14 protein-coding genes, 4 tRNA genes and 1 pseudogene are annotated in these 21589 nt (G+C 62.6%); 6 read left to right on the top strand and 13 right to left on the bottom strand.

Annotated features, from left to right (window positions below; genetic code table 11):
* Positions 1 to 143 precede the first annotated feature (143 nt).
* Positions 144 to 3020 carry an ATP-binding protein gene (locus tag C4K38_RS08925; protein WP_053278039.1) on the bottom strand — a complete coding sequence of 959 codons (2877 nt, stop codon included), beginning with the start codon at positions 3018 to 3020 and terminating at the stop codon, positions 144 to 146.
* A 1059-nt stretch (positions 3021 to 4079) separates the two neighbouring features.
* Between C4K38_RS08925 and C4K38_RS08920 the strand changes: the two genes are divergently transcribed.
* Positions 4080 to 7577, top strand: a complete 3498-nt coding sequence (locus C4K38_RS08920; RefSeq protein ID WP_053278038.1) for a GLUG motif-containing protein — start codon at positions 4080 to 4082, stop codon at positions 7575 to 7577.
* A gap of 132 nt (positions 7578 to 7709) precedes the next feature.
* Here the strand turns inward: C4K38_RS08920 and C4K38_RS08915 are convergent, their stop codons facing one another.
* The 5 genes from C4K38_RS08915 to C4K38_RS08895 all read right to left on the bottom strand — a co-directional run bounded on the left by C4K38_RS08915 (position 7710) and on the right by C4K38_RS08895 (position 9616).
* Positions 7710 to 8924 (bottom strand): sugar transporter, encoded by a 1215-nt coding sequence (locus C4K38_RS08915; protein ID WP_053278037.1) that lies wholly within the window; start codon positions 8922 to 8924, stop codon positions 7710 to 7712.
* A 279-nt stretch (positions 8925 to 9203) separates the two neighbouring features.
* Positions 9204 to 9279: transfer RNA gene (locus C4K38_RS08910), tRNA-Gly, on the bottom strand.
* Positions 9280 to 9282: 3 nt separating this feature from the next.
* Positions 9283 to 9358 (bottom strand) — tRNA-Glu (locus C4K38_RS08905).
* A gap of 104 nt (positions 9359 to 9462) precedes the next feature.
* Positions 9463 to 9538 (bottom strand) — tRNA-Gly (locus tag C4K38_RS08900).
* Positions 9539 to 9540: 2 nt separating this feature from the next.
* Positions 9541 to 9616 (bottom strand) — tRNA-Glu (locus C4K38_RS08895).
* A gap of 377 nt (positions 9617 to 9993) precedes the next feature.
* On the opposite strand from C4K38_RS08895, the gene C4K38_RS08890 reads away from it, so the two are divergent.
* Complete coding sequence (locus C4K38_RS08890) at positions 9994 to 10752, top strand: hypothetical protein (RefSeq protein ID WP_053278036.1); 759 nt, start codon at positions 9994 to 9996, stop codon at positions 10750 to 10752.
* An 87-nt stretch (positions 10753 to 10839) separates the two neighbouring features.
* Here C4K38_RS08890 and C4K38_RS32875 read toward each other — a convergent pair whose 3' ends face one another.
* From C4K38_RS32875 to C4K38_RS08880, 3 genes and pseudogenes are all read right to left on the bottom strand, one after another.
* Positions 10840 to 11544, bottom strand: coding sequence for a methyl-accepting chemotaxis protein (locus C4K38_RS32875; protein ID WP_371920939.1), 705 nt, complete (start codon positions 11542 to 11544; stop codon positions 10840 to 10842).
* A gap of 207 nt (positions 11545 to 11751) precedes the next feature.
* Positions 11752 to 12648 (bottom strand): annotated as a pseudogene (locus tag C4K38_RS32870) (methyl-accepting chemotaxis protein); the annotation flags it as partial.
* Between the two features lie 363 nt (positions 12649 to 13011).
* Positions 13012 to 13773, bottom strand: a complete 762-nt coding sequence (locus C4K38_RS08880; protein WP_053278339.1) for an SDR family oxidoreductase — start codon at positions 13771 to 13773, stop codon at positions 13012 to 13014.
* A 233-nt stretch (positions 13774 to 14006) separates the two neighbouring features.
* On the opposite strand from C4K38_RS08880, the gene C4K38_RS08875 reads away from it, so the two are divergent.
* A complete protein-coding gene (locus tag C4K38_RS08875; protein WP_053278034.1) occupies positions 14007 to 15014 on the top strand; it encodes an NADP-dependent oxidoreductase in 1008 nt (335 codons plus the stop codon).
* A gap of 91 nt (positions 15015 to 15105) precedes the next feature.
* On the opposite strand, the gene pyrF is transcribed toward C4K38_RS08875, so the two are convergent.
* Positions 15106 to 15804: an orotidine-5'-phosphate decarboxylase gene (gene pyrF, locus C4K38_RS08870; RefSeq protein ID WP_007931610.1), complete on the bottom strand. Its 699-nt coding sequence runs from the start codon at positions 15802 to 15804 to the stop codon at positions 15106 to 15108.
* Positions 15805 to 16119: 315 nt separating this feature from the next.
* Here pyrF and C4K38_RS08865 point away from each other — a divergent pair, with 315 nt between their 5' ends.
* The 3 genes from C4K38_RS08865 to xopAW all read left to right on the top strand — a co-directional run bounded on the left by C4K38_RS08865 (position 16120) and on the right by xopAW (position 18893).
* Complete coding sequence (locus tag C4K38_RS08865; RefSeq protein ID WP_007931608.1) at positions 16120 to 16884, top strand: response regulator; 765 nt, start codon at positions 16120 to 16122, stop codon at positions 16882 to 16884.
* Positions 16884 to 17930 carry a sensor histidine kinase gene (locus C4K38_RS08860; RefSeq protein ID WP_053278033.1) on the top strand — a complete coding sequence of 349 codons (1047 nt, stop codon included), beginning with the start codon at positions 16884 to 16886 and terminating at the stop codon, positions 17928 to 17930. The genes C4K38_RS08865 and C4K38_RS08860 overlap by 1 nt, the downstream gene beginning before the upstream one ends.
* A 114-nt stretch (positions 17931 to 18044) precedes the next feature.
* Positions 18045 to 18893 (top strand): EF-hand domain-containing protein, encoded by an 849-nt coding sequence (xopAW, locus tag C4K38_RS08855; RefSeq protein ID WP_053278032.1) that lies wholly within the window; start codon positions 18045 to 18047, stop codon positions 18891 to 18893.
* A gap of 46 nt (positions 18894 to 18939) precedes the next feature.
* Here the strand turns inward: xopAW and C4K38_RS08850 are convergent, their stop codons facing one another.
* From C4K38_RS08850 to C4K38_RS08840, 3 genes are all read right to left on the bottom strand, one after another.
* Positions 18940 to 19992: an AI-2E family transporter gene (locus C4K38_RS08850; protein ID WP_053278031.1), complete on the bottom strand. Its 1053-nt coding sequence runs from the start codon at positions 19990 to 19992 to the stop codon at positions 18940 to 18942.
* Positions 19993 to 20075: 83 nt separating this feature from the next.
* Entirely contained in the window at positions 20076 to 20897 is an 822-nt protein-coding gene (locus C4K38_RS08845; RefSeq protein WP_172833181.1) for a DUF4892 domain-containing protein, read from the bottom strand.
* Positions 20898 to 20905: 8 nt separating this feature from the next.
* Positions 20906 to 21565, bottom strand: coding sequence for a glutathione S-transferase family protein (locus tag C4K38_RS08840; protein ID WP_053278029.1), 660 nt, complete (start codon positions 21563 to 21565; stop codon positions 20906 to 20908).
* Between the last annotated feature and the right edge of the window lie 24 nt (positions 21566 to 21589).

Here is a 21589-nt window from a genome sequence, read left to right as displayed (position 1 = left end):
CATGCTATCCGGAGCAGCCAGCCGCGCTTTTCTGGCCACCTTGGTGACCAGTGCGAAAGCCGGCGCGGGGCCAGCTCAACCAGCGCCGCCATCGTCCGTGATGGGATAGTCAGAATGCTTTCCCGGTGACAGGTTCGTCGTGCTCAATCCCGCCCAGGGGCTCGCTGGGTATTCTCCAGCGCTTGTCGCAACACCTGCTGCGTCAACGGTTTGAACACCACATCATCCATCCCGGCGGCCAGGCAGCGCTGGATTTCCGCATCCTCGGCACTGGCGGTCGCACCGAGGATCCAGCAGCGCCGGCGCCCCTCCTCGCGCTCCTTCTGGCGGATGCGCAGGGTCAAGTCATAGCCGCCCAGGCGCGGCATCTGGCTGTCGGTGATCAACACATCGTACTCGGCAGCCAGCCAGGCTTCCCAGGCCGCCTGCCCATCCTCGACCAGCGTCACGCGATGCCCCAGAACCAGCAGTTGCTCTTCCAGCGTCAGCCGGCTGAACGCATTGTCTTCGGCGACGAGGATGTTCAGCAAAAGCGGCTCCGTGCTCGCCTGCGGCACTTCTGCCGCGGCTTCGGCGGGCGCCTCGGCCAGGGGCAACTGCAGGGTCACGCTGAAGCAGGAACCGATATCCGGCTCGCTGCTCAGGACGATCTTGCCACCCATGAGCTCGACCAGCCGCCGGGTGATATTCAGCCCCAGCCCACTGCCAAAGGTTTGCCCGGCCTGGGCCGAACTGACCTGGGAGAATGGCTGGAACAACCTGGCCTGATCCTGCTCCGAAATACCGATACCGCTGTCGATGACCTCCAGCACCAGCTGCAGATGGTCTGCCTCCCGGCTGCCCGAGGCGTGCAGCGTCACCCTGCCCCGCTCGGTGAACTTGATGGCATTGCTCAACAGGTTGAACAGCACCTGTTTCAGATGCAGCGGGTCGATCAGCACCCATTGCTCCATGTCGCCCGTGAACTGCATCTCGAACGCCAGGTGCTTCTGCCGCGCCATGCCAACCACCAGGGGCGCGATCGCTTCGATCTGCGCCTTGAGCTGCACCGCTTCGGGCGCGGAATCGATCATGCCGGACTCGATCCGGGTCAGGTCGAGCACATTGCCGAGCAGCAACAGCAGCCCCTGCGCCGCCTCTTGCGCGATCGCCAGCGAAGCCTGGTCCAGCTCGCCCCGTTCGGCCTTCTGCTGCACCACTTCCTGCAGGCCGATGATGGCATTCAGCGGGGTACGGATCTCATGGCTCATGGTGGACAGGAAGACGCTCTTGGCCTCGTTGGCCGCTTCGGCCTTCTCCCGCGCCAGCGCCAGCTCGCCTTCGGCCTGGCGGGTCTTGCGCACTTGGCGGGTCAGGTAGAACCCCCAGATCAGCGACAGCAGGACCAGCAAGCCGAATACGCCGCCGAGCCGCAGGATATTGCTGCGATGGTCACGCCAGAAGTGGCTGCCCGTGGTAGAAATACGGGGCTCCCAATGCGCCACGATGTCCGCCACCTCCTCCGGGGTGATAGCGACCTGAGCCTTCTCCAGGATGCTGCGCAACTCTTCCTGCCCCTTCAGCACCCCAAGGCTGACCGGCCGGGAGAACTCGTCAAGAATGCCGATCACCCGCAAGCGGTTGTTGAAACGCTGCGCAGACAGGAAACGGCCGGTGTAGTCACTACCAATGAACGCGTCGCTACGCCCGTCATCGACACTGCGCATGGCCTCCAAAAAGTTGGGATAGATCTGTAGCCGGATATCTGGATAGTCCTGCTGGATGATCGGGTTGATGAAGTAGCCGGGGACGCTGGCCAGGCGCTTGCCTTGCAGGTCTTCAAGGCTATGAAAAGGGCTGCCCTGGGTGCGTGCGGATCGTGGTCCGGCCATCAGCACGACCGAGCTCCTCAGATAAGGAAGGAGAATATCCATATCGGCCTCGGTATCAGGATCTGCCGACGTGACCGAGGTCATCAGGGTCTGGCCCTGGGTTATCTGCGTTTTCGTCTCGGCATAGTTCTGCGCCCGGACAGGGCGGAACGTCAGGCCGCTTCGCTGGCTGATCAACTTGAGATAGTCGGGGCCGATACCCCGTACCTGCCCACCACTATCCAGTTGCCCCAATGCTCCAAGAGAGTCACTGACGCTCACCGGGATTTCCGGGTGTGCCGCCAGCCAACGGTTCTCGGCGGGCGTCAGTGTCACGCGCTGCTGGGTCAGGCGCAGGCTGCTCCCTGCACTCCAATTGCGCAGAATATTTTCGCTATGACGCGAGCGTATGGACGGCAAGGCTCGTTCGATCACGCCATGCAATCGCGTATCGGAGGCTCGCACCAGGAAGCCGAAACCACGACTTTCCACCGGAGCGAAGTTTTCGATATGCAGGTCCAGCAGGTAGTTGATGTTGATCAGGTAGTGAGCCGACACCGCATCGTCGATCACCCCATCGACCTCACCCAGGCTCAATGCCTCGAGTGCGCGCAGCGGCGAGACAAAGGGCAGGACCTGGCTGTTCGGATAAACAGCGGAGACTTTTTCCTCGACACGATAGCCGGCAAATACGCCCAGCCGGGCGCCGGTTTTCTCTGGGTCGAAAGGGCGGCCCTCGGCTGTTACCAGCACGGGTTGGTTCGGCTCATAGGCCTGGGTCAGTAGCAGGCCGTTGTCCTCGGCATCCACTGCGGAGCCACCGCCGACCAGGTCGATCTCACCATTGTGCAACGCGGTCAACGCCGCTTGCCGGGAAGCAAACAGGCAGACGTGGGACGGTATCTCGAACAGCAAGGCCAGGTAGTCCGCAGTGATTCCCTGAAAGCGATTGACGTCGAGCATGCCCAGCGGCGGGTAATCGGGCAGTGCCACCCCGATCGTGAGCGGACCTCTGCTTGCCAGCCACTGGCGGTCTGCTTCGCTCAGCCATGGTCGGCTGGTCACTGCCACCCTTGCAACGAGGGAGATATCTGGTTCCTGCGCGAGCAGTAGCGGCGATGAAACAAGTAACAAGCAGAGAACGACAGCCCGGCAACACGCTGGAATCATGGAATACCTTCCTGGAAATCGAACCCCGGCAACCTGCGCAAGCGGGGCGTTGCCCCATGAACAACAGCGTCACCCTCTTATGGAGAGTGCCGCTTTGATCTGTGGCAATAGGGGATGGATCAAGAGTGATCCGTCGGTATTCTAGCCGCGCGCCGGCTGTTGTGAAATCAGCGACGAGAGCCTCTCTCGAACGGCCTTCTATTTGGTCTCTGGCGCGCTCGGAAAAGCTGGATAACAGCGAGCTGGCGACAGAGATCCGGCCGGGCTGGGAACAGGTCAACGAGCAAAAGGAGTCAACAATATGATCACCCACCTTGTGCCCCCATCAACCTGACTAACGATAAAAAACAGCACAAGAAGTTTCCAAGTTTGGAAACCAAACGAACACAAACCAACTCCCCCCAAAAATAAACTATCGCTCCACCATTTATATCCAAACTTCAACTTCGACAATCTCCCCACAGAACATACAGCGACGCTGAAATCCTCCAGCAGCGCCAAAGCAAGAGCAGCGCTGGTTATCCACACCCCCGCCGACTCTGCCTCCTTACAGGCGTGAGTCAGGACAGGTCTCACAGCAACGAGCAACACCCTCCCGCCTTACTTTTCAAACCGGAAAGGGCTAACCACCAGTTAAGAAAGTTCTGGTTTTTTTGCCCCCTCCCTTTTGCTTAATTAAGCACCCCGGCCCAGCCAGCAAATACAAGCGATCCTCAGAAGGCTCCACAGCCGCGCCAATTAATACTTCAAGCAAACAAATCAATCGAACATCGAAAGTACGGAACGCCCTTTAAAAATCATGACTAGATAAAGCTCTTCATGAGACTTCCGAACAGCCGCTCCCAAGTACACGCAATCAGAGGTGATCAACAGTGTATTGGCTCACCACCTGGCAGGCCAGGCTCTCTCCCCTCCTTCCAGCCTCCCCTCCCATGGCCTGGGAGGGCTGACACACCGCCTCTCACGATCGCTTCGGAGCAGGCCGTCATTCCTGCTCCGCACCCGTAGTACCCCATTCTGCTGGGGGGATCAGCAGAGTATTCATATAGAGGACGCACCATGAACAAAAGCTATGCATTGATCTGGAACCAGGCCACTGGTTGCTGGAACGTCGCCAGCGAAGGGACCCGGCGCCGAGGCAAATCAAGCCGACTCAAGGTCGTGATTGCCGCCGGCTTCTCGCTGCTGGGCCTGCTGGCCCAGGCCCCGGCCTTTGCCCTGCCGGGTGGCGCCGCGGTAGTCGCGGGCGAGGCCGGCATTCGCACCACCAACGACGGCAAGCACATGACCGTCGAGCAGCAAAGCAACAAAGTGATCGCCAACTGGAACGACTTCAGCGTCGCCGGCGACGAAAGCGTCAGCTTCCATCAGCCCGGCAGCCAGTCGGTGGCCCTCAACCGAGTGGTCGGTACCCAGGGCAGTGATATCCAGGGCCGCATCAACGCCAACGGCAAGGTGTTCCTGATCAACCCCAATGGCGTGGTCTTCGGCAAGTCCGCCCAGGTCAACGTCGGCGGCCTGGTGGCCTCCACCCAGAACATCAGCGACAAGGACTTCCTCGACGGCACCTACCGCTTTGCCGGCAACTCCAGCGCTGCCGTGAGCAACGCCGGGCAGATCACCGCCAGCGAAGGCGGCAGCGTCGCCCTGCTCGGCGCCCAGGTCAGCAACAGCGGGGTGATCCAGGCGCAGATGGGTAGTGTCGCGCTGGGCGCGGGCAAGGACTTCAGCGTCAACTTCGACGGCAACGGCCTGCTCAACCTGCAGGTGAAGGGTGCCGCGGTGGATGCCCTGGTGCAGAACGGTGGCCTGCTCAAGGCTGACGGCGGCCAGGTGTTGATGACCGCCAGCAGCGCCAGCAGCCTGCTGAAAAACGTGGTGAGCAACCAGGGCGTGATCGAGGCCAAGACCTTGCAGAACAAGGCCGGCAAGATTGTCCTCGACGGTGGCGACAACGGTATCGTCCAGGTGGCCGGACGCCAGGACGCCAGCGCCCTGGGCGGCCAGGGCAACGGTGGCGTGGTGGAAAACCGCGGCGCTCGGGTCGAAGTGCAACTGGCCTCGCAAGTGGACACCCGCGCCGACAAGGGCACGACCGGTACCTGGAAGATCCGCTCGAACGAGGTGAGCGTTTCCAAGGCCGAGAATCCATCCATGCGTGGACTGGTCATTGACGGCGGGATCAACGGCAACAACGGAACTGGCGGCAATATCGGCACTGCCCCGACACTGCATGCCGATACCCTGGCCCAGAACCTGGCCCGGACCAACGTCGAACTGAGCAGCAAGGGCAACCTGTCGGTCAACAAGGCGGTTTCCTGGAGCAGCGGTAACAAACTCGGCCTGACCGCCGAACACGGCGACGTCCAGGTGAATGCGGCATTGACCGCCACCGGCGCCGGCTCAGCCCTGGCCCTGAATGCCGCGCAGGGCGGCATCCGCCTGAACGACAATGTCGCGCTGACCGGATCGGGAGCCAGCCTGGAGCTGAATTCCAAAAACGGCCACAGCCTCAAGGATGACAAGCGCGTCACACTCTCCGGTGCGGATGCCCGCTTCAGCGCCAACGGCGAGGCCTATCAGGTGGTGCAGAACCTGAAACAACTGCGCGATATCGAAAGCAACATGAATGGCCGTTATGTACTGGGTAACCAGATCACCGGCCAAGGCCGCTTCAAGACGCTTGGTGAAAACAAATCTTTCACCGGCAAGCTCGATGGCCTGGGCAATACCATCAGCGACCTTTCGATCTATGGCACCACCGCCTTTGTCGGGCTGTTCGGCGCGAACCTGGGGCAGATCGGCAACCTGAACCTCGAACGCATTTCAACCAGTGGCTCCTCCTCGAGCCAAAGCATCGGCACCCTTGCCGGGTTGAATATGGGCAGCATCCGCAATGTCAAAGCCAAGGATATACGGGTGACCGCGGGGGCTTATTTCAACTCCCTGGGCGGCCTGGTCGGTCTCAACCTGAACGGCGACATCGCCAACGCCTCGGTCAGCGGCCAGGTGATCGGCAACAGGTACACCCTTGCAATGGGTGGTCTGGTGGGCGAAAGCGTCTCCAACCCCGATGGCATGGCAAGAATCACCAATAGCCATGCCGATATCACCCTCAGGGGGCAAATGAAGGATGATTTCGGAAACGCAGGTGGGCTGGTGGGTTCGAACCGCGACAGCATCATCGCCAACGCCTCCAGCACTGGCACGATCAACCTCGCCGGCGCCAACCTGAATATCGGCGGCCTGGTCGGGGAGAATACTGGCAATGGCCGCATCAGCAACTCCAGCTCCAGCACTAATGTCTCGGGTAGCCAGGCGCGTCGGATCGGTGGCCTGGTCGGGTTCAACCAGGGTTCGCTGGTCAACGTTCACGCCAGCGGCGAGGTCACCGGCAATGGCACGGAAGCGATCGGCGGCCTGGTGGGCAAGAATCAGGGTGGTTCGATTGCCAACAGTTCTGCCAGCAGCAGCGTGTCCGACCTGTATGGTAAAAATGTGGGTGGCCTGGTTGGCCACAACCAGGACGGCCGCATCGATAACGCTTCGTTCTCCGGCACAGTGAAAGGCGGCAGGAATGCCAATATCGGCGGCCTGATCGGCACGAACCAGAACAGCTCGGTCAGCAACAGCTCGGCCAAAGGCAGTGTGTCTGGTCTGTACGGCAGCAATGTGGGTGGCCTGATTGGCTACAACCAGAACAGCCGTATCGATAATGTGACAGTCACCGGCATGGTGAAGGGTGGCGACAAGGCGAACATCGGCGGCCTGATCGGCTATAGCGAAAAGTCCTTCATCGCTAATGCCTCTTCCACCTCCCAATCTGTTACAGGCGGTGATGATGCCCGTATCGGTGGTCTCGTCGGCCATAGCCTGAATGACACTATCGCCAACTCATCGGTATCTACCACCGTGACCGGCTACTACCGCAGCCGGATCGGCGGCCTGGTCGGTTACAGCAAAAATACCGATATCACCAACGCCTCGGCATCCGCCATGGTGAAGGGCCGCGACGATAGCCTCGTCGGCGGTCTGGTCGGTCACAGCCAGGATAGCCGTATCAACAATTCCTCGGCATCGGTCACGGTGAGTGGCGACAAAAATAGCCAGGTCGGCGGCCTGGTCGGCTATAGCCAAGGTAGCGATATCAACGATGCCGTGGTATCCGCCACGGTGAGCGGTGGTACAACCAGCCTGGTCGGCGGTCTGGTCGGCAGGCTGCTGGGCAAGGCCAGCAACGTCTCCGTCAAAGGCTCGGTCAAAGGCGGCGTTCAAAGCAGCGTGGGAGGTCTGGTCGGGCAGAATGAAGGAGAGATCCGCAACGCCACAACCACCAGCGACGTCAGCGGCGGTTATGGCGCGCGCCTGGGTGGGCTGGCGGGAATGAACTTCGCCAAGATATACCAGTCGTCAGCAGGCGGCAAAGTCGATGGCTCTGCCTCCGCCGGACAATTCTATGGTGGCCTGGTCGGCATCGACTTCTGGCCGGAGACGCAATCCCTCAATAGCGTCTTTGGTGAAGCGACCAAGGTGCCGCCGGTTGGCCTGCAGTTCTGAGAGTAGAAACCCTGCCCGCCGTTATAGGGGGCAGGGTTTGATGTCTGAGTGAAAAAAGAGGGGCAATGATTCAGCCGAATCATTGCCCCTCTTTTTTTATCTGGCGCCTCTCGACGCCCTCCTCCTGGGACTCTACTTTTCGGCCGCGGTCTCAGCAGGGTCGACACCCAAAATGCTGGACCGGGTGAGGCAGTAGATGGATGCGCAGTAGAACAGCAGCGCCAAGGTCGCCAGCAAGCCGCCGGCCAAGCCGACATAGGCGAACCCGAGCTGGCCCCCTACCCAACTGCCAAGCAGCGCGCCACCACCGATGCCGATGTTGTAGATCCCCGAAAACAGCGCCATTGCCACATCGGTCGCGTCCGGCGCGAGCACCAGGACCCTGGATTGCAGCGCCAACCCGAAGCCCATGATCGCCATCCCCCAGATCAGGCTGAGCCCACCCAGATACGAAACCTCCCCGCTCAACGGCAACAGCAAGGCCAGGCACAGAATGAGCAAGGCCACCGTCACCAGCAGAAAGCGCTGCGGGCTGTAGCGGTGAAACCTGCTGAACAGCAGCGAGCCAAAGATACCGGCCCCGCCGAACAGCAGCAGGATGAGGGTCACCACATCGCCACTCAAGCCGGCGACCACCTTGATGAAAGGCTCGATATAGCTGTAGGCCGTGAACTGCGCGGTGACCACCAGGGCCGTCAACACATAGAGCGCTACCAGCGCAGGCCGCTTGAACAGCACCGGTAGGCTTCTGAGAGAACCCGAGTTCTGGCTGGGCAACAACGGCAGGCTCCTGGCCAGCCAGAACACCAGCGCAGTAGCCAGGCCAGCAATCACGATAAAGGTGGTCCGCCAGCCCATGGCCTCGCCCAGCAACCTACCGAGAGGAATACCCAGCACCATCGCCAGGGAAGTACCGGTGGCCAGCAGGCCCAGGGCCTGGACCTGTTTTCCCGGTGGTGCCAGACGCACCGCCAGGGAGGCGGTGATGGACCAGAACAGGGCATGGGACAAGGCCACTCCGATCCGACTCAGCAACAGCATGCCGAAACTCGTGGCCAGCCCCGACAGGATGTGACTGGCGATAAACATCCCGAACAGCACGAGCAACAGCTTGCGCCGCTCGACGTTACGCGTCAGCAACATGACCGGCAGCGAAGTCAGGGACACTATCCAGGCATAGAGCGTGAGCATCAGGCCGACCCGGGCCGTCGACAGATCGAAGCTGCTGCCGATCGAGCTCAGCAGCCCGACGGGAACGAACTCCGTGGTGTTGAACACAAAGGCCGCCAAGGCCAATGCGATGACCGCCCGCCAATTACCCTTAGTTGTCGCCACGGAGATACTCATTTAAAGGTCGCACCACTCTATCGATGGTCAATCAGGTCCATGCCGTCGCAAACCCTGTGCCAAATACGCACTCACAAAGGTTGGGCGCAGGGTCAGGAGCATGCAGGCGCCGAGCAGCATCTGCGCAGCGTACAGGACAAGGGGAAAAGCAGCGTCATCCCGAGCTACAGGGAACAATGGAGCTAGGCTCGGCCACTGCCGGCAGAAACGAAAAAAGGGTCCCGAATGGGACCCTTTTTCGATGAGCTACAGACCTTTGAGAATCTGTAGCTCTATGTTTGGAGCGGGAAACGAGACTCGAACTCGCGACCCCGACCTTGGCAAGGTCGTGCTCTACCAACTGAGCTATTCCCGCAAATGGCGTCCCCTAGGGGACTCGAACCCCTGTTACCGCCGTGAAAGGGCGGTGTCCTAGGCCACTAGACGAAGGGGACACGCTACCCGGAACACATGGTGTGTGTTTCGGTGTCCAGTTCCGCATCCGAAGACTTGGCTCTGGTTTCACTCAGCCCCGCCCGAAAGCAGTGCCGTTTAAAATTGGAGCGGGAAACGAGACTCGAACTCGCGACCCCGACCTTGGCAAGGTCGTGCTCTACCAACTGAGCTATTCCCGCATTGGCGTCCCCTAGGGGACTCGAACCCCTGTTACCGCCGTGAAAGGGCGGTGTCCTAGGCCACTAGACGAAGGGGACACACTACAACATTCACTCCCTGCTGCGTTTCGCTGTGTGCTTTACGCTGCAAGTGGCGCGCATTCTATGGATGGATTGGAGGGTCGTCAACCCCCTGATATAAATTTATTTAAATCAATGACTTCGGGGTGGTTTGCGAGCCCTTTCGGGCATTTGTGCAGCCTGTGCCTTGACGCCTATATTCTGACACTCGACAAGGCGCTATAGTCCACATCCTTAGGTGATGGCAATATGAAACCAGCCAGACATTTCCTATATAAGCAGAGAATCGGCCTGTTTCTGCTCGTCGACCTGCGCTAGGCGCCCCAAGGCTAAGTCACTACACTCGCCACTCGTACGCGAACCCCAGAAAGAGGTCTTACACGGTGACACCACTCATGATCACCCTGCTAGTAGTAGCCGGGATCGTAATATTGATCGCCATTGGCTACATGAACCATGTGGTGGAAAACAACAAACTGGAAAAGGCCCGGACCAAGGTCGAACTCAATGACCGCCTGCGCCGCTGCGGCGAAATCACCGAGACCTTCCCCGGCCAGTTCATGTCGCCGGCGCTCAAGCTGCTGATAACCCGCCTGGAGCTCAACGTCGTTCAGCGTCTGTTGAACCTGAACAAGTCCGATACCGCGCTCAAGGCGCGTATCGCCGAGTTGAACGCGCTGGTCGGCCAGGGCGAATCAATCCCGGTCAACAACCCGCCCTGCCCGATCCAGACCGAGGCCAAGGCCAAGGACGTGCGCTTTCTCCTGGAAGCCCTGCATGGCCAGGTGACGCGCGCCGCCCAGGATGGTTTCCTGCCGGCCAACGAAGCCAAGCACTGGATCCGGGAGATCCGCCACATCCTGGTGCTGCTGCACATCGAGTTCTTCAACAACCTCGGCCAGTACGCCCTGCAACAGGAACAACCCGGCCAGGCGCGCCTGGCGTTCGAGCGCGGCGTGCAGTATCTGCGCAAGCAGCCGGATCCGGCGACCTATAGGGAACAGCTGGAGTACCTGGAGAAACTCCTGGCCCGCTCCAACGCGATGGTGTTGACCACCACCCAGCCGGTCGAAGGCGAGGTCAACCAATTGACCGAAGGCCTGAAAGTGGTCGAAGCCGACGCCGACTGGAAGAAGAAAGCCATCTACGACTGACCGGCAACGGCCGCGCGAGCAACTCGCGCGGCACGGTCGATAAGGCTGCGTCCCTGGCGGCGCAGCCTGTGGCAAGCATCCGCGGCATTACAACCGGAAATGCCCGACCATCCCCTTCAACTCCGCCCCCAACTGCGCCAGCTCGATGCTCGACGCCGCATTGCCTTGCATGGCCAGCGACGACTGATCGGCGCTAGCGCGGATGCTGGTGACGCTGCGATTGATCTCTTCGGCGACTGAACTCTGTTGCTCGGCGGCAGCAGCGATCTGCTGGTTCATCTGCTGAATCAGCGACACCGCCGTGGCAATGCTGCCCAGCGCGCTTTCGGTCTGCAGCGCATCGCTGACCGCCAGCTTGACCAGTTCGCCGCTGCTCTGGATCTGCTGCACCGAGGACTGCGCCGCCGAACGCAGGGCACTGACCAGGCGCTCGATCTCCTCGGTGGATTGCTGGGTGCGCTTGGCCAGGGCCCGCACTTCGTCGGCAACCACCGCGAAGCCCCTGCCCTGCTCGCCGGCGCGCGCCGCTTCGATGGCCGCGTTCAGCGCCAGCAGGTTGGTCTGCTCGGCGACACTCTTGATCACACTGAGCACCGTGCCGATGTTCTGGATCTCGGCGCTGAGGCTTTCGATGCTGGAGCTGGCACTGGTGGCTGAATCCGCCAACTGCTCGATGCGCTGCATGCTCTGGCGCACCACCTGCTGGCCGCTTTCGACCTTGTCGTCAGCGGTCTGCGCCGCCTGCGCGGCTTCTTCAGCGTTGCGCGCGACATCGTGCACGGTGGCGGTCATCTGGTTCATCGCCGTCGCCACCTGTTCGGTTTCTTCCTTCTGGCTGCTGACTTCCAGATTGGTCTGCTCGGTCACCGCCGACAGCGACTGGGCGGAGCTGGCCAACTGCTCGATACCCGCCTGCAGGCCGCTGACAATACCGCTCAGGCCACTGCCCATCTGTTGCATGGCCAGCATCAACTGGCCGATTTCATCCCGGCGCGTCACCTCCACCGTCGCGCTCAGGTCGCCGGCGGCGATCTGCTGCGCCACGCGCATCACGCTGCGCAACGGAGTGACGATCAAGCGGGTAATGATCCAGGCCGCCAACACGCCCACCAGCAATGCCAGGGCCGAGGACGCGATGATCAGCAACGAGTTCTTTTTCAGCTCCGCCTGCATCGACTGATCCTGCGCGTCGTACGCCTGGTCGACCCGCTCCATCACTTGCGTGGCGCGCTCGTGCAGCTGCTGATAGACCTTTTTCTCCTGTGCCAGCAAGCCGGTGTATTCGGCAAGCTTTTCGCTGAAGCTACCTATATGCCCGACCACCTCGTTGAGTACGGTCTGATAACCGGCGTCCTTGACCACAGTCTTGAGCTGCTCGGCCTGGGCCAGGGCCTGGTCGGCCTGCTCGATCTTGCCCTGCTCGACTTCTTCCTCGCCCTTGCGGCTCTGGTCCAGGCGCACCCGGGCTTCGTTCATGGCTTGCAGCATCAAGCGCGAGACCTGGCTGACCTGATTGGCCTGCTCGACGAACTCGCTGCCCTCCTTGCCGGCGGACTCCTTGAGGCTATAGGTGCCGTCGTCGGCCAGACCGGCCTGCAGCACGTCGAGGTTGTTGGCCACGCTGGACACCGACCAACTGGCCATTTCCAACGCCAGGTCCTTGGCCTGGGTCAGCTCGACGAACTCGTCGAAGGCCTTGCGGTAGGCCCCCAGCGCCTGCTCGACGTCGGTCATTACCGGCACGTTCGCCGCCGAGCGCTCCTTGAGCTGCGCCGCCAGGCCCAGCAGGCCATCGACGCCCTCGTGCAAGGCGTCTGCGGTTTTTGCGTCGCCGTGCAAGGCATAGTTCTGCTCGAGCAGACGGACCTTGAGCAGGCCGCTGTTGAGCGACGACATCTGCTTGAGGCCATCGAAACGCTGGCTGATGGTCTGCAGGGACCAGACGCCTATGGCGGCCACCAGCGCCGTCAGAAGCAGCACCAGGGTGAAACCGACACCCAGTTTTTTCGCCATGCCGAGGTTGGCAAAACGTCCGTTCGTGGCCGAATTCATTGCGCTCAGTCCCCTTCCAGTCCCCAATGGCGACAGGGCCATTGTCCAGCTTTGCAGGTTCGCAACGGGCTGTACTGGAGCACAAGTCTCTGGCGTCGGAATAATGGCAAAAAGCTACGTTCAGGTCGTTTTCAGAATGGTCGAGGTCGATCCGGTACAGCCCTGGCAATGCTCGCTCACCAGGGCCGTCCATAAGGCACGCCAGCCTCAGATGGCGGTGGCGCCACCGTCGACCGCCAGCGCATGGCCAGTGGTGAAGGCCGCGCCGTCGCTGCACAGATACAGCACCGCGCTGGCGATCTCCTCGACCTTACCGATCCGCCCGACCGGGTGCATGGCCGCGGCGAATTCGGCTTTCTTCGGATCGGCCTCGTAGGCACGGCGGAACATATCGGTATCGATCACCGCCGGGCACACCGCGTTGACCCGGATTTTCTTCTTCGCGTACTCGATGGCCGCCGACTTGGTCAGGCCAATCACCGCATGCTTGGAGGCGGCATAGATGCTCATCTTCGGCGCCGCGCCAAGGCCAGCCACCGATGCGGTGTTGACGATAGCCCCGCCACCCTGGGCGAGCATCAGCGGCAGCTGATGTTTCATGCACAGCCAGACGCCCTTGACGTTGACCGCCATGATCGCGTCGAACTCGTCCAGGGTGCCGTCCGCCAGCTTGCCCTTCTCGATTTCGATCCCGGCGTTATTGAAGGCATAGTCGAGGCGGCCGTAGCGGCTCACCACCTGCGCCATCAGGTTCTGCACATCCGCCTCGTCGGTGACGTTGCAACGCACGAACGACGCCTCGCCACCGGCGGCGCGAATCAATTGCACCGTGCCCTCGCCACCGGCGACGTCCAGGTCGGCCGCCACCACTTTCAGGCCCTCCGCGGCGAAAGCCAGGGCCGTGGCCCGGCCAATACCCGCCGCTGCGCCGGTGACCAAAACGACCTGGCCGGAAAACGTCATGCTCATGGTGATGCCCTCGATGGAATGCATGGATCGGATTCGCCCAGTCTAGGCACAGGCAATGAGCACGCGGCAGCACTATCAGAGGGCCGGTTGCCCACTTATCCGCGATGGTGATGAAGGCCCCCATAGGACCATCACGTCTCTGGATCGACAGCTATTCGCTACAGCGGCAAACCTTGCGGCATCAGGGCTGAAGGTCTATCAACTAGGGTTCCATTGATCCTCGAGTGCCTGCCATGACCACCCAGACCAATCGCCAGTTCCTGCTCGCCAAACGCCCGGTGGGCGCGGCGACCCGCGAAACCTTCACCTACCAGCAGGTTCCCGTCGGCGAACCGGCGGCTGGGCAGATCCTGGTGAAGAACCAATACCTGTCCCTCGACCCGGCCATGCGCGGCTGGATGAACGAAGGCAAGTCCTACATCCCGCCGGTGGGCATCGGTGAAGTGATGCGCGCCCTGGGCGTGGGCCAGGTGATCGCCTCGAACAACCCCGGCTTCGCCGTCGGCGACTACGTCAATGGCGCCCTGGGGGTACAGGACTATTTCCTCGGCGAGCCCCGCGGCTTCTACAAGGTCGATCCAAAACTGGCGCCACTGCCGCGCTACCTGTCGGCCCTGGGCATGACCGGCATGACCGCCTATTTCGCCCTGCTGGACGTCGGCGCGCCAAAAGCCGGTGAAACCGTGGTGCTGTCGGGCGCGGCCGGCGCGGTGGGCAGCATTGCCGGGCAGATCGCCAAGATCAAAGGCTGCCGAGTGGTCGGCATCGCCGGCGGCCAGGACAAATGCAAGTTCCTGATCGACGAACTGGGCTTCGACGGGGCCATCGACTACAAGAGCGAAGACATTCACGCCGGCCTCAAGCGCGAATGCCCGAAAGGCGTCGACGTGTATTTCGACAACGTCGGCGGCGACATTCTCGATGCCGTGCTCAGCCGCCTGAACTTCAAGGCCCGGGTGGTGATCTGCGGCGCCATCAGCCAGTACAACAATAAGGAAGCGGTCAAGGGCCCGGCCAACTACCTGTCGTTGCTGGTCAATCGCGCGCGCATGGAAGGTTTTGTGGTGATGGACTATGCGGCCCAGTTCGCCGCCGCCGGGCAGGAAATGGCCGGCTGGATGGCCAAGGGGCAGCTCAAGAGCAAGGAGGATATTGTCGAGGGGCTGGAGACTTTCCCGGAAACGCTGGCCAAGCTGTTCAGCGGCGAGAACTTCGGCAAGCTGGTGCTGAAGGTCGATTGAACATCGAGGGCTGAAAAGCATCGCGGGCAAGCCTCGCTCTCGCTCCTACAGAAGATGAGGAGCGAGGCTTACCCGCGATTGTCTTTGCGGCTTACGCCAGCTCGGCCACCACAGCCGCCAGGGCCTTGGCCGGGTCCGCCGCCTGGCTGATCGGACGGCCGATCACCAGGTAATCGGAACCAGCATCCAGCGCCTGGCGCGGGGTGAGGATGCGCCGCTGGTCGTCCTGGGCGCTGCCCGCCGGACGGATCCCCGGGGTCACCAGTTGCAGCGACGGGTGCGCGGCCTTCAGGGCCTGGGCTTCCAGGGCCGAGCAGACCAGGCCGTCCATGCCGGCCTTTTCCGCCAAGGCGGCCAGGCGCAGCACCTGCTCCTGCGGCTCGATATCCAGGCCGATACCGGCCAAGTCTTCACGCTCCATGCTGGTCAGCACGGTCACGCCGATCAGCAGCGGTTTCGGGCCGCTGCGCTGGTCGAGCACTTCGCGGCAGGCCGCCATCATGCGCAAACCGCCGGAGCAGTGCACATTGACCATCCACACACCCATCTCCGCGGCAGCCTTGACGGCCATCGCGGTGGTGTTGGGGATGTCATGGAATTTCAGGTCGAGGAAGACTTCAAAACCCTTGTCGCGCAAGGTGCCGACGATTTCCGAAGCGCAACTGGTGAACAGTTCCTTGCCGACTTTGACCCGGCACAGCTTGGGGTCCAGCTGATCGGCCAGTTTCAGTGCGGCGTCACGGGTGGGAAAGTCCAGGGCGACGATGATAGGAGTCTGGCAAGCGGACATGAAGGGGCTCTCAGGCAAGTCGAAATCGGCGCGGATTGTAGCGCAAGCGGCGGCGCTCCGGGACCCGATGATCGGTAATTCATCACCAACGGCAGCTCCCGTATCGATAAAACCACGCAAATGCCCGAGCCTGGCGGCAATTGTGTCGAGCCCGATACACTCCCGACACGCCGACAACAACCAGCCCGGCTACCCTCGCCAGCCGCAACACCCCCGAACAGCACTTCCAGCCCCAGGGCCGGACGCCTATGCTGAAGCCACCACCTCGCCGCCCCTCTTTGTGGTAGGCAGCCTACCTGGCAGACGATCGCACGCATGCACAACATTCCAGCTCCCCTCAATGACGATCAGAAAGCACCTGGCACGGGTGACGACAAGCGCTGGAACACCCGGGCGCTGATCGTCGACGACGATGTACCGATCCGCGAACTGCTGATCGACTACCTGGCCCGCTTCAATATCCACGCCACCGGCGTGACCGACGGAGCGGCGATGCGCCAGGCCTTGCAGGCGGAACACTTCGACGTGGTGGTGCTCGACCTGATGCTGCCTGGCGAAGACGGCCTGTCCCTGTGCCGCTGGCTGCGCACCGAGTCGGACATCCCGATCCTGATGCTCACCGCCCGTTGCGAGCCCACCGACCGGATCATCGGCCTGGAACTGGGGGCCGACGACTACATGGCCAAGCCCTTCGAGCCCCGGGAACTGGTGGCGCGGATCCAGACCATCCTGCGCCGGGTCCGCGACGACCGCACCGAACAGCGGGCCAATATCCGCTTCGACAACTGGCGCCTGAACAGCGTGCTGCGCCAGCTGATCTCCGCCGACGGTCTGGTGGTGCCGCTGTCCAACGCCGAGTTCCGCCTGCTCTGGGTGTTCATCGAACGCCCGCGCCGGGTGCTGAGCCGCGAACAGTTGCTGGACGCCGCCCGTGGCCGCTCCATCGAAGCCTTCGATCGCAGCATCGACCTGCTGGTCTCGCGCCTGCGGCAGAAGCTCGGCGACGACCCGAAATCGCCGCAGCTGATCAAGACCGTACGCGGTGAAGGCTACCTGTTCGACGCCCGAGACATCGGCTGATGCGTGGGCGCTTCGATACGTTGTTCGGCCGCCTGTTCGGGGTGTTGCTGATCGCGATCGTGCTCGCCCACCTGCTCGCCTTCTTCTGGTTCCGCCTCTACGGCCCGCCTCCTCCGCCTCCGCGCCCGCCGGCCGGTGAATTCAGCGGCCAGCCGCTGCCCGGCGGCGGTCGTTTCGAGCCGCGACCGCCGCGCCCCTGGTTCGGCGGGCCGATCGTGCCGCTGACCTTCCAGTTCATCTCGCTGATCATCGCCGCCTGGTACGGCGCCAAGCTGCTGACCCGGCCGATCCAGCGCCTGAGCGATGCCGCCGAGCGCCTCAGCGAAGACCTCGACAGCCCGCCGCTAGACGAGTCCGGCCCGCGGGAAGCGCGACAGGCGGCCCACACCTTCAACCTGATGCAACGGCGCATCCAGGAGCAGGTCAAGCAGCGCGGGCGCATGCTCGGCGCGGTTTCCCATGACCTGCGCACGCCCTTGTCGCGCCTCAAGCTACGACTGGAACAGATCGAAGACCACAAGCTGCAGGGCCAGATGAGCCAGGACCTCGACGACATGATCAGCATGCTCGACGCGACCCTGAGCTACCTGCATGAACAACGCACCAGCGAGGCGCTGCAGTGGATGGACGTGCAGGCGCTGGTGGAATCGCTTTGTGAAAACGCCCAGGACCAGGGCGCCGACGTGCAGACCAATGGCCATTGTTCGCCCCTGCAAGTGCAGCCGATGGCCCTGCGCTCCTGCCTGAACAACCTGCTGGACAATGCCCTGCGTTATGCCGGGCATGCCCGCATCAGCCTGCAGGACAGTCGCGAGCAGGTGCTGATCCGGGTCATCGACCATGGCCCGGGCATCGCCGAAGACCAGCGCGAAGCAGTGTTCGAACCCTTCTATCGGCTGGAAGGCTCGCGCAACCGCAACTCCGGCGGCGTCGGCCTGGGCATGACCATCGCCCGCGAGGCCGCCGAACGCCTGGGCGGGCAACTGCACCTGGAAGAAACCCCAGGCGGTGGCCTGACCACCGTGGTGCGCCTGCCCCGCGTCTGAACCGCCCGTGTGTACCGACCGGTACAAAGCTCACATACCCACGACACCTCGCCGCCCGAGGCTGCATAAGCCGGTACACCCACCGGCCTTATCCATCCGCAGGGAGTGAGCCCCATGATCGGTAGCGTCAGTAACTACTCCAGTTACATCAGCTCCAGCAGCACTACCACCCAAAACGCCCGCAGCCAGCAATTCCAGAAAGAACTGCTGGCCAGGCTCGACAGCAACAGCGACGGTTCGGTCGATCAGGATGAGCTGAGCAGCGCCCTCTCGCAGAAAAGCGACAACGGCATCCTGGTCAGCCTGAGCAAGAATTTCAGCGATCTGGACAGTGACGACAGCGGCAGCCTGAGCAGCGAAGAAATGGCCGCCATGGCCCCGCCTCCGCCACCACCACGGGACCAGCCGCCAAGCACCGAACTGGCCGACGCCCTGATCAGCGCCCTGGACAGCGATGGTGACGGTGCGATCAGCAGCGACGAGCTGAGCAGCGGCCTGACCAGTGCTGGCAGCAGCGCCGACAGCAACCAGATTTTCTCGGCCCTGGACAAGAACCAGGACGGCAGCGTCAGCCAGGATGAGCTGGTCGCCAGCCTCACCCCGCCACCACCGCCACCGCAGCGGGCCTCCAGTGATGAGCTGTTCAGCCAGCTCGACGCCGATGGCGACGGCAGCATCAGCTCCGACGAGTTGACCAGCGCCCTGCAGGCCAGCACCGACACCAGCGCGGCCTTGCTCAAGGTGCTCGACAGTGACAGCAGTGGCGGTGTCAGCAGCGACGAACTCAAGGCCGCCCTGCAGGCCGGCCGCGGCCAGGACAACGGCCCCCGTAACAGCGGCACCCAGAACGATCAGGCCCGGGTGACCGAAGCCCTGAGCAAGATGATCGCCAACCTGAGCCGGCAGTATCAACTGGATAACGTGGCGAGCAGCGTCGGCAGCAGCATCAACGTCGCCGCCTGAGCGCTACAGGGGGAGAGCGGGCACGGATGCCCGCGTTCTGCATGAATCAGCGCTTGTCTTCGACTCGCGCCTGGCTGGCGCTCCAGTCGGTCAACAGGCTGTAGGCCACGGCCAGCAGAGTCGGGCCGATGAACAGGCCGATGAAGCCGAACGCGATCAGCCCGCCGAAGACCCCGAGCAGTACGATCACCAGCGGCAGGTTGCCGCCCCGGCTGATCAGGTAGGGTTTGAGCACGTTGTCGACGCCACTGATGATGAAGGTGCCCCAGATACCGAGGAACACCGCCATCCCGTATTCGCCCTTCCAGGCCAGCCAGGCGGTGGCTGGAATCCACACCAGCGGCGGCCCCATGGGAATCAGGCTGAGCAGGAAGGTGACGATCCCCAGCACCAGCGCGCCCGGCACGCCGGCGATCAGGAACCCGATCAGGGCCAGGATCGCCTGGGCCGCCGCGGTGCCGATCACACCGTTGACCACCCGCTGCACCGTACCGGCCACCAGCTCGATGTAGTAGCCGGCGCGGTCGCCAATCAGGCGCTCCAGCAGCCCATGGACGAACATCGCCAGGCGCGGCCCGTCGCGATAGAAGAAAAACACGAAGACGATGCTCAGGGTCAGTTCGAGAATCCCGCCACCGATCTGCGCGCTGCGGGCCAGCAACCAGTTGCCGACCTGCCCCAGGTAAGGCTTGACCGCCATCATCATCGCCGCGCCCTGCTGGTCGATGCTGTTCCACAGCCCCACCAGCCGTTCACCGACGAAGGGCACGCCAGCCAGCCAGCTCGGCGCTTCGGGCAGGCCATCGACCTGCACATCCTTGATAAAGGCGGTGGCATCGCGCACATGGTCGGCCAGGTTGAAGCCGAGCCAGACCAGCGGCGCCGCCACCAGCAGCATCCAGCCCAGGGTCAGCAAGGCCGCGGCCAAGGACTCGCGGCCATTGAGCCAGCGGGTCAGCAGGCGCATCAGCGGCCAGCTGGCAAACGCCAGGACCGCCCCCCAGAACAACGCGGACCAGAACGGCGCCATGACCCAGAAGCTGGCGCCGAACAGCACCAGCAGCAGGATCTGCACCAACAGGCGATCATTATTGAGCATGTAGGTTCTCGAAAAAGGTCAACTCACCAAGCGTAGGCGAAAGGCGCATCGCCCGTTCGCCTACGCCCGTTCAATGCAGCAATTCAGCGCAGCAGTTCAAGGCGCAAGCCAGGCGCCTCGCTGCCGCCGGTCTCCATGCGTGCCGCGCGCACGCCCTGGCCGATCAGGGCCTGGCGCCAGGCTTCGGCATTCGGCCCGGAAACACTGACCCGCAAGGTGGTGTCGAGGTTCAACCCGCGCGACAGCAAGGTCAGCCAGGAGGGCTGGGGTTCGCCGCCAAGCTTGGGCAGGTCCAGCTCGCCGGTGTCCTTGAGCTGACGCAACAGGGTGGCCGAGGTCGGCAACAACTCGCCCAGGGGGGTACTGGCGTCGAATTGCTCGACATGCAGGTACGCCCGGCGATTGCCGCGGGTAATGCTGTACAGGGCCACCAGCGAGTTGTCGTTGGGCGCGGCGCGGCGCAACAGCAGGTAGGCCTGCTGGGCATCGGCGCCATACAGCTTGGCGTTGCCGAACACCTCGTTGGCCCACAGGCTGCTTTCCCCGCAATCCCGAGCCTGGCACCAGAACAACAGTTCGGCGCCCTGCCCCTGCAAGGCTTCGCGGGCGGCGGTAAAGGCCGCAATCGAGGAGTGCTCCGGTGGCAGCTCGTAGGTCACCGAAGTGGTGGTACCGCGAGCGCCGACCTGCCCATCGAAACGCAGCTGGCCGCTGATCTTGCGAATCGAGCCCATGGGATAGATCCGCTCCATCTCGGCCGGCGGGCGGTAGTCGACGATCTGCGCGTCAGGCATGCGCGGCACGATCGGCAAGTCATGGCTGCCGGGCAAGTCGGCGGCGAACAGCAAGGGACTGGCACAGGACAGGCTGGCACAAGACAACAGCAGGACACTGAATAAACGCATGGGTGCTCTCATCGGATCAGCATGGCCTGGGCGCCCTTGATGACACTGGCGTCATCCGTGCGCTGCGGAACCAGCAGCCCGCGCTGCACTGCCGGACGTGCCTCGAGGGTCGCCATCCAGCGTTGCAGGGCCGTCAGCCCCTCCACCGGAACCCCGGACCATTCATGGCCACGCACCCAGGGAAAGGTGGCGATATCGGCAATGCTGTAGTCGCCGGCAAGGAATTCGACTTCCTGCAAACGGGTGTCGAGCACCTCGTACAGGCGCCGGGTTTCATGCTGGTAACGATCGATGGCGCCCTGGAGCTTTTCCGGAAAGTAGCGGAAGAACACATTGGCCTGGCCCTGCATCGGGCCGATGCCGCCCATCTGGAACATCAGCCACTGGATCACCCGGGAGCGGCCCTTGGGGTCGCTAGGCAGCAGCTGCCCACTGAGTTCAGCCAGGTAGATAAGAATCGCGCCGGACTCGAACACGGCGAAATCGCCGTTGGCGCGGTCGACAATCGCCGGAATCCGGCCATTGGGGTTGATCTTGAGAAAGCCTGGAGCCTTCTGTTCCTTCTTGTCGAAACTCAGGGCATGCACCGTATAGGGCAGGCCGAGTTCCTCGAGCACGATAGAGACCTTGTGGCCATTCGGGGTCGCAGCGGTGTAGAGATCTATCATGGTTGTCTCCCATTTCAACCCGCC

Origin of the sequence: Pseudomonas chlororaphis subsp. piscium (genome assembly GCF_003850345.1) — a bacterium.
Taxonomy (GTDB): domain Bacteria; phylum Pseudomonadota; class Gammaproteobacteria; order Pseudomonadales; family Pseudomonadaceae; genus Aquipseudomonas; species Aquipseudomonas piscium.
This window is presented reverse-complemented; position numbering and strand designations above follow the sequence as displayed.

Coding starts and splice junctions, on each gene's coding strand:
- C4K38_RS08925 (WP_053278039.1), bottom strand. CDS start 3,020: ATGATTCCAGCGTGTTGCCGGGCTGTCGTTCTCTGCTTGTTACTTGTT.
- C4K38_RS08920 (WP_053278038.1), top strand. CDS start 4,080: ATGAACAAAAGCTATGCATTGATCTGGAACCAGGCCACTGGTTGCTGG.
- C4K38_RS08915 (WP_053278037.1), bottom strand. CDS start 8,924: ATGAGTATCTCCGTGGCGACAACTAAGGGTAATTGGCGGGCGGTCATC.
- C4K38_RS08890 (WP_053278036.1), top strand. CDS start 9,994: ATGATCACCCTGCTAGTAGTAGCCGGGATCGTAATATTGATCGCCATT.
- C4K38_RS32875 (WP_371920939.1), bottom strand. CDS start 11,544: ATGACCGCCACCGTGCACGATGTCGCGCGCAACGCTGAAGAAGCCGCG.
- C4K38_RS08880 (WP_053278339.1), bottom strand. CDS start 13,773: ATGAGCATGACGTTTTCCGGCCAGGTCGTTTTGGTCACCGGCGCAGCG.
- C4K38_RS08875 (WP_053278034.1), top strand. CDS start 14,007: ATGACCACCCAGACCAATCGCCAGTTCCTGCTCGCCAAACGCCCGGTG.
- pyrF (WP_007931610.1), bottom strand. CDS start 15,804: ATGTCCGCTTGCCAGACTCCTATCATCGTCGCCCTGGACTTTCCCACC.
- C4K38_RS08865 (WP_007931608.1), top strand. CDS start 16,120: ATGCACAACATTCCAGCTCCCCTCAATGACGATCAGAAAGCACCTGGC.
- C4K38_RS08860 (WP_053278033.1), top strand. CDS start 16,884: ATGCGTGGGCGCTTCGATACGTTGTTCGGCCGCCTGTTCGGGGTGTTG.
- xopAW (WP_053278032.1), top strand. CDS start 18,045: ATGATCGGTAGCGTCAGTAACTACTCCAGTTACATCAGCTCCAGCAGC.
- C4K38_RS08850 (WP_053278031.1), bottom strand. CDS start 19,992: ATGCTCAATAATGATCGCCTGTTGGTGCAGATCCTGCTGCTGGTGCTG.
- C4K38_RS08845 (WP_172833181.1), bottom strand. CDS start 20,897: ATGCGTTTATTCAGTGTCCTGCTGTTGTCTTGTGCCAGCCTGTCCTGT.
- C4K38_RS08840 (WP_053278029.1), bottom strand. CDS start 21,565: ATGATAGATCTCTACACCGCTGCGACCCCGAATGGCCACAAGGTCTCT.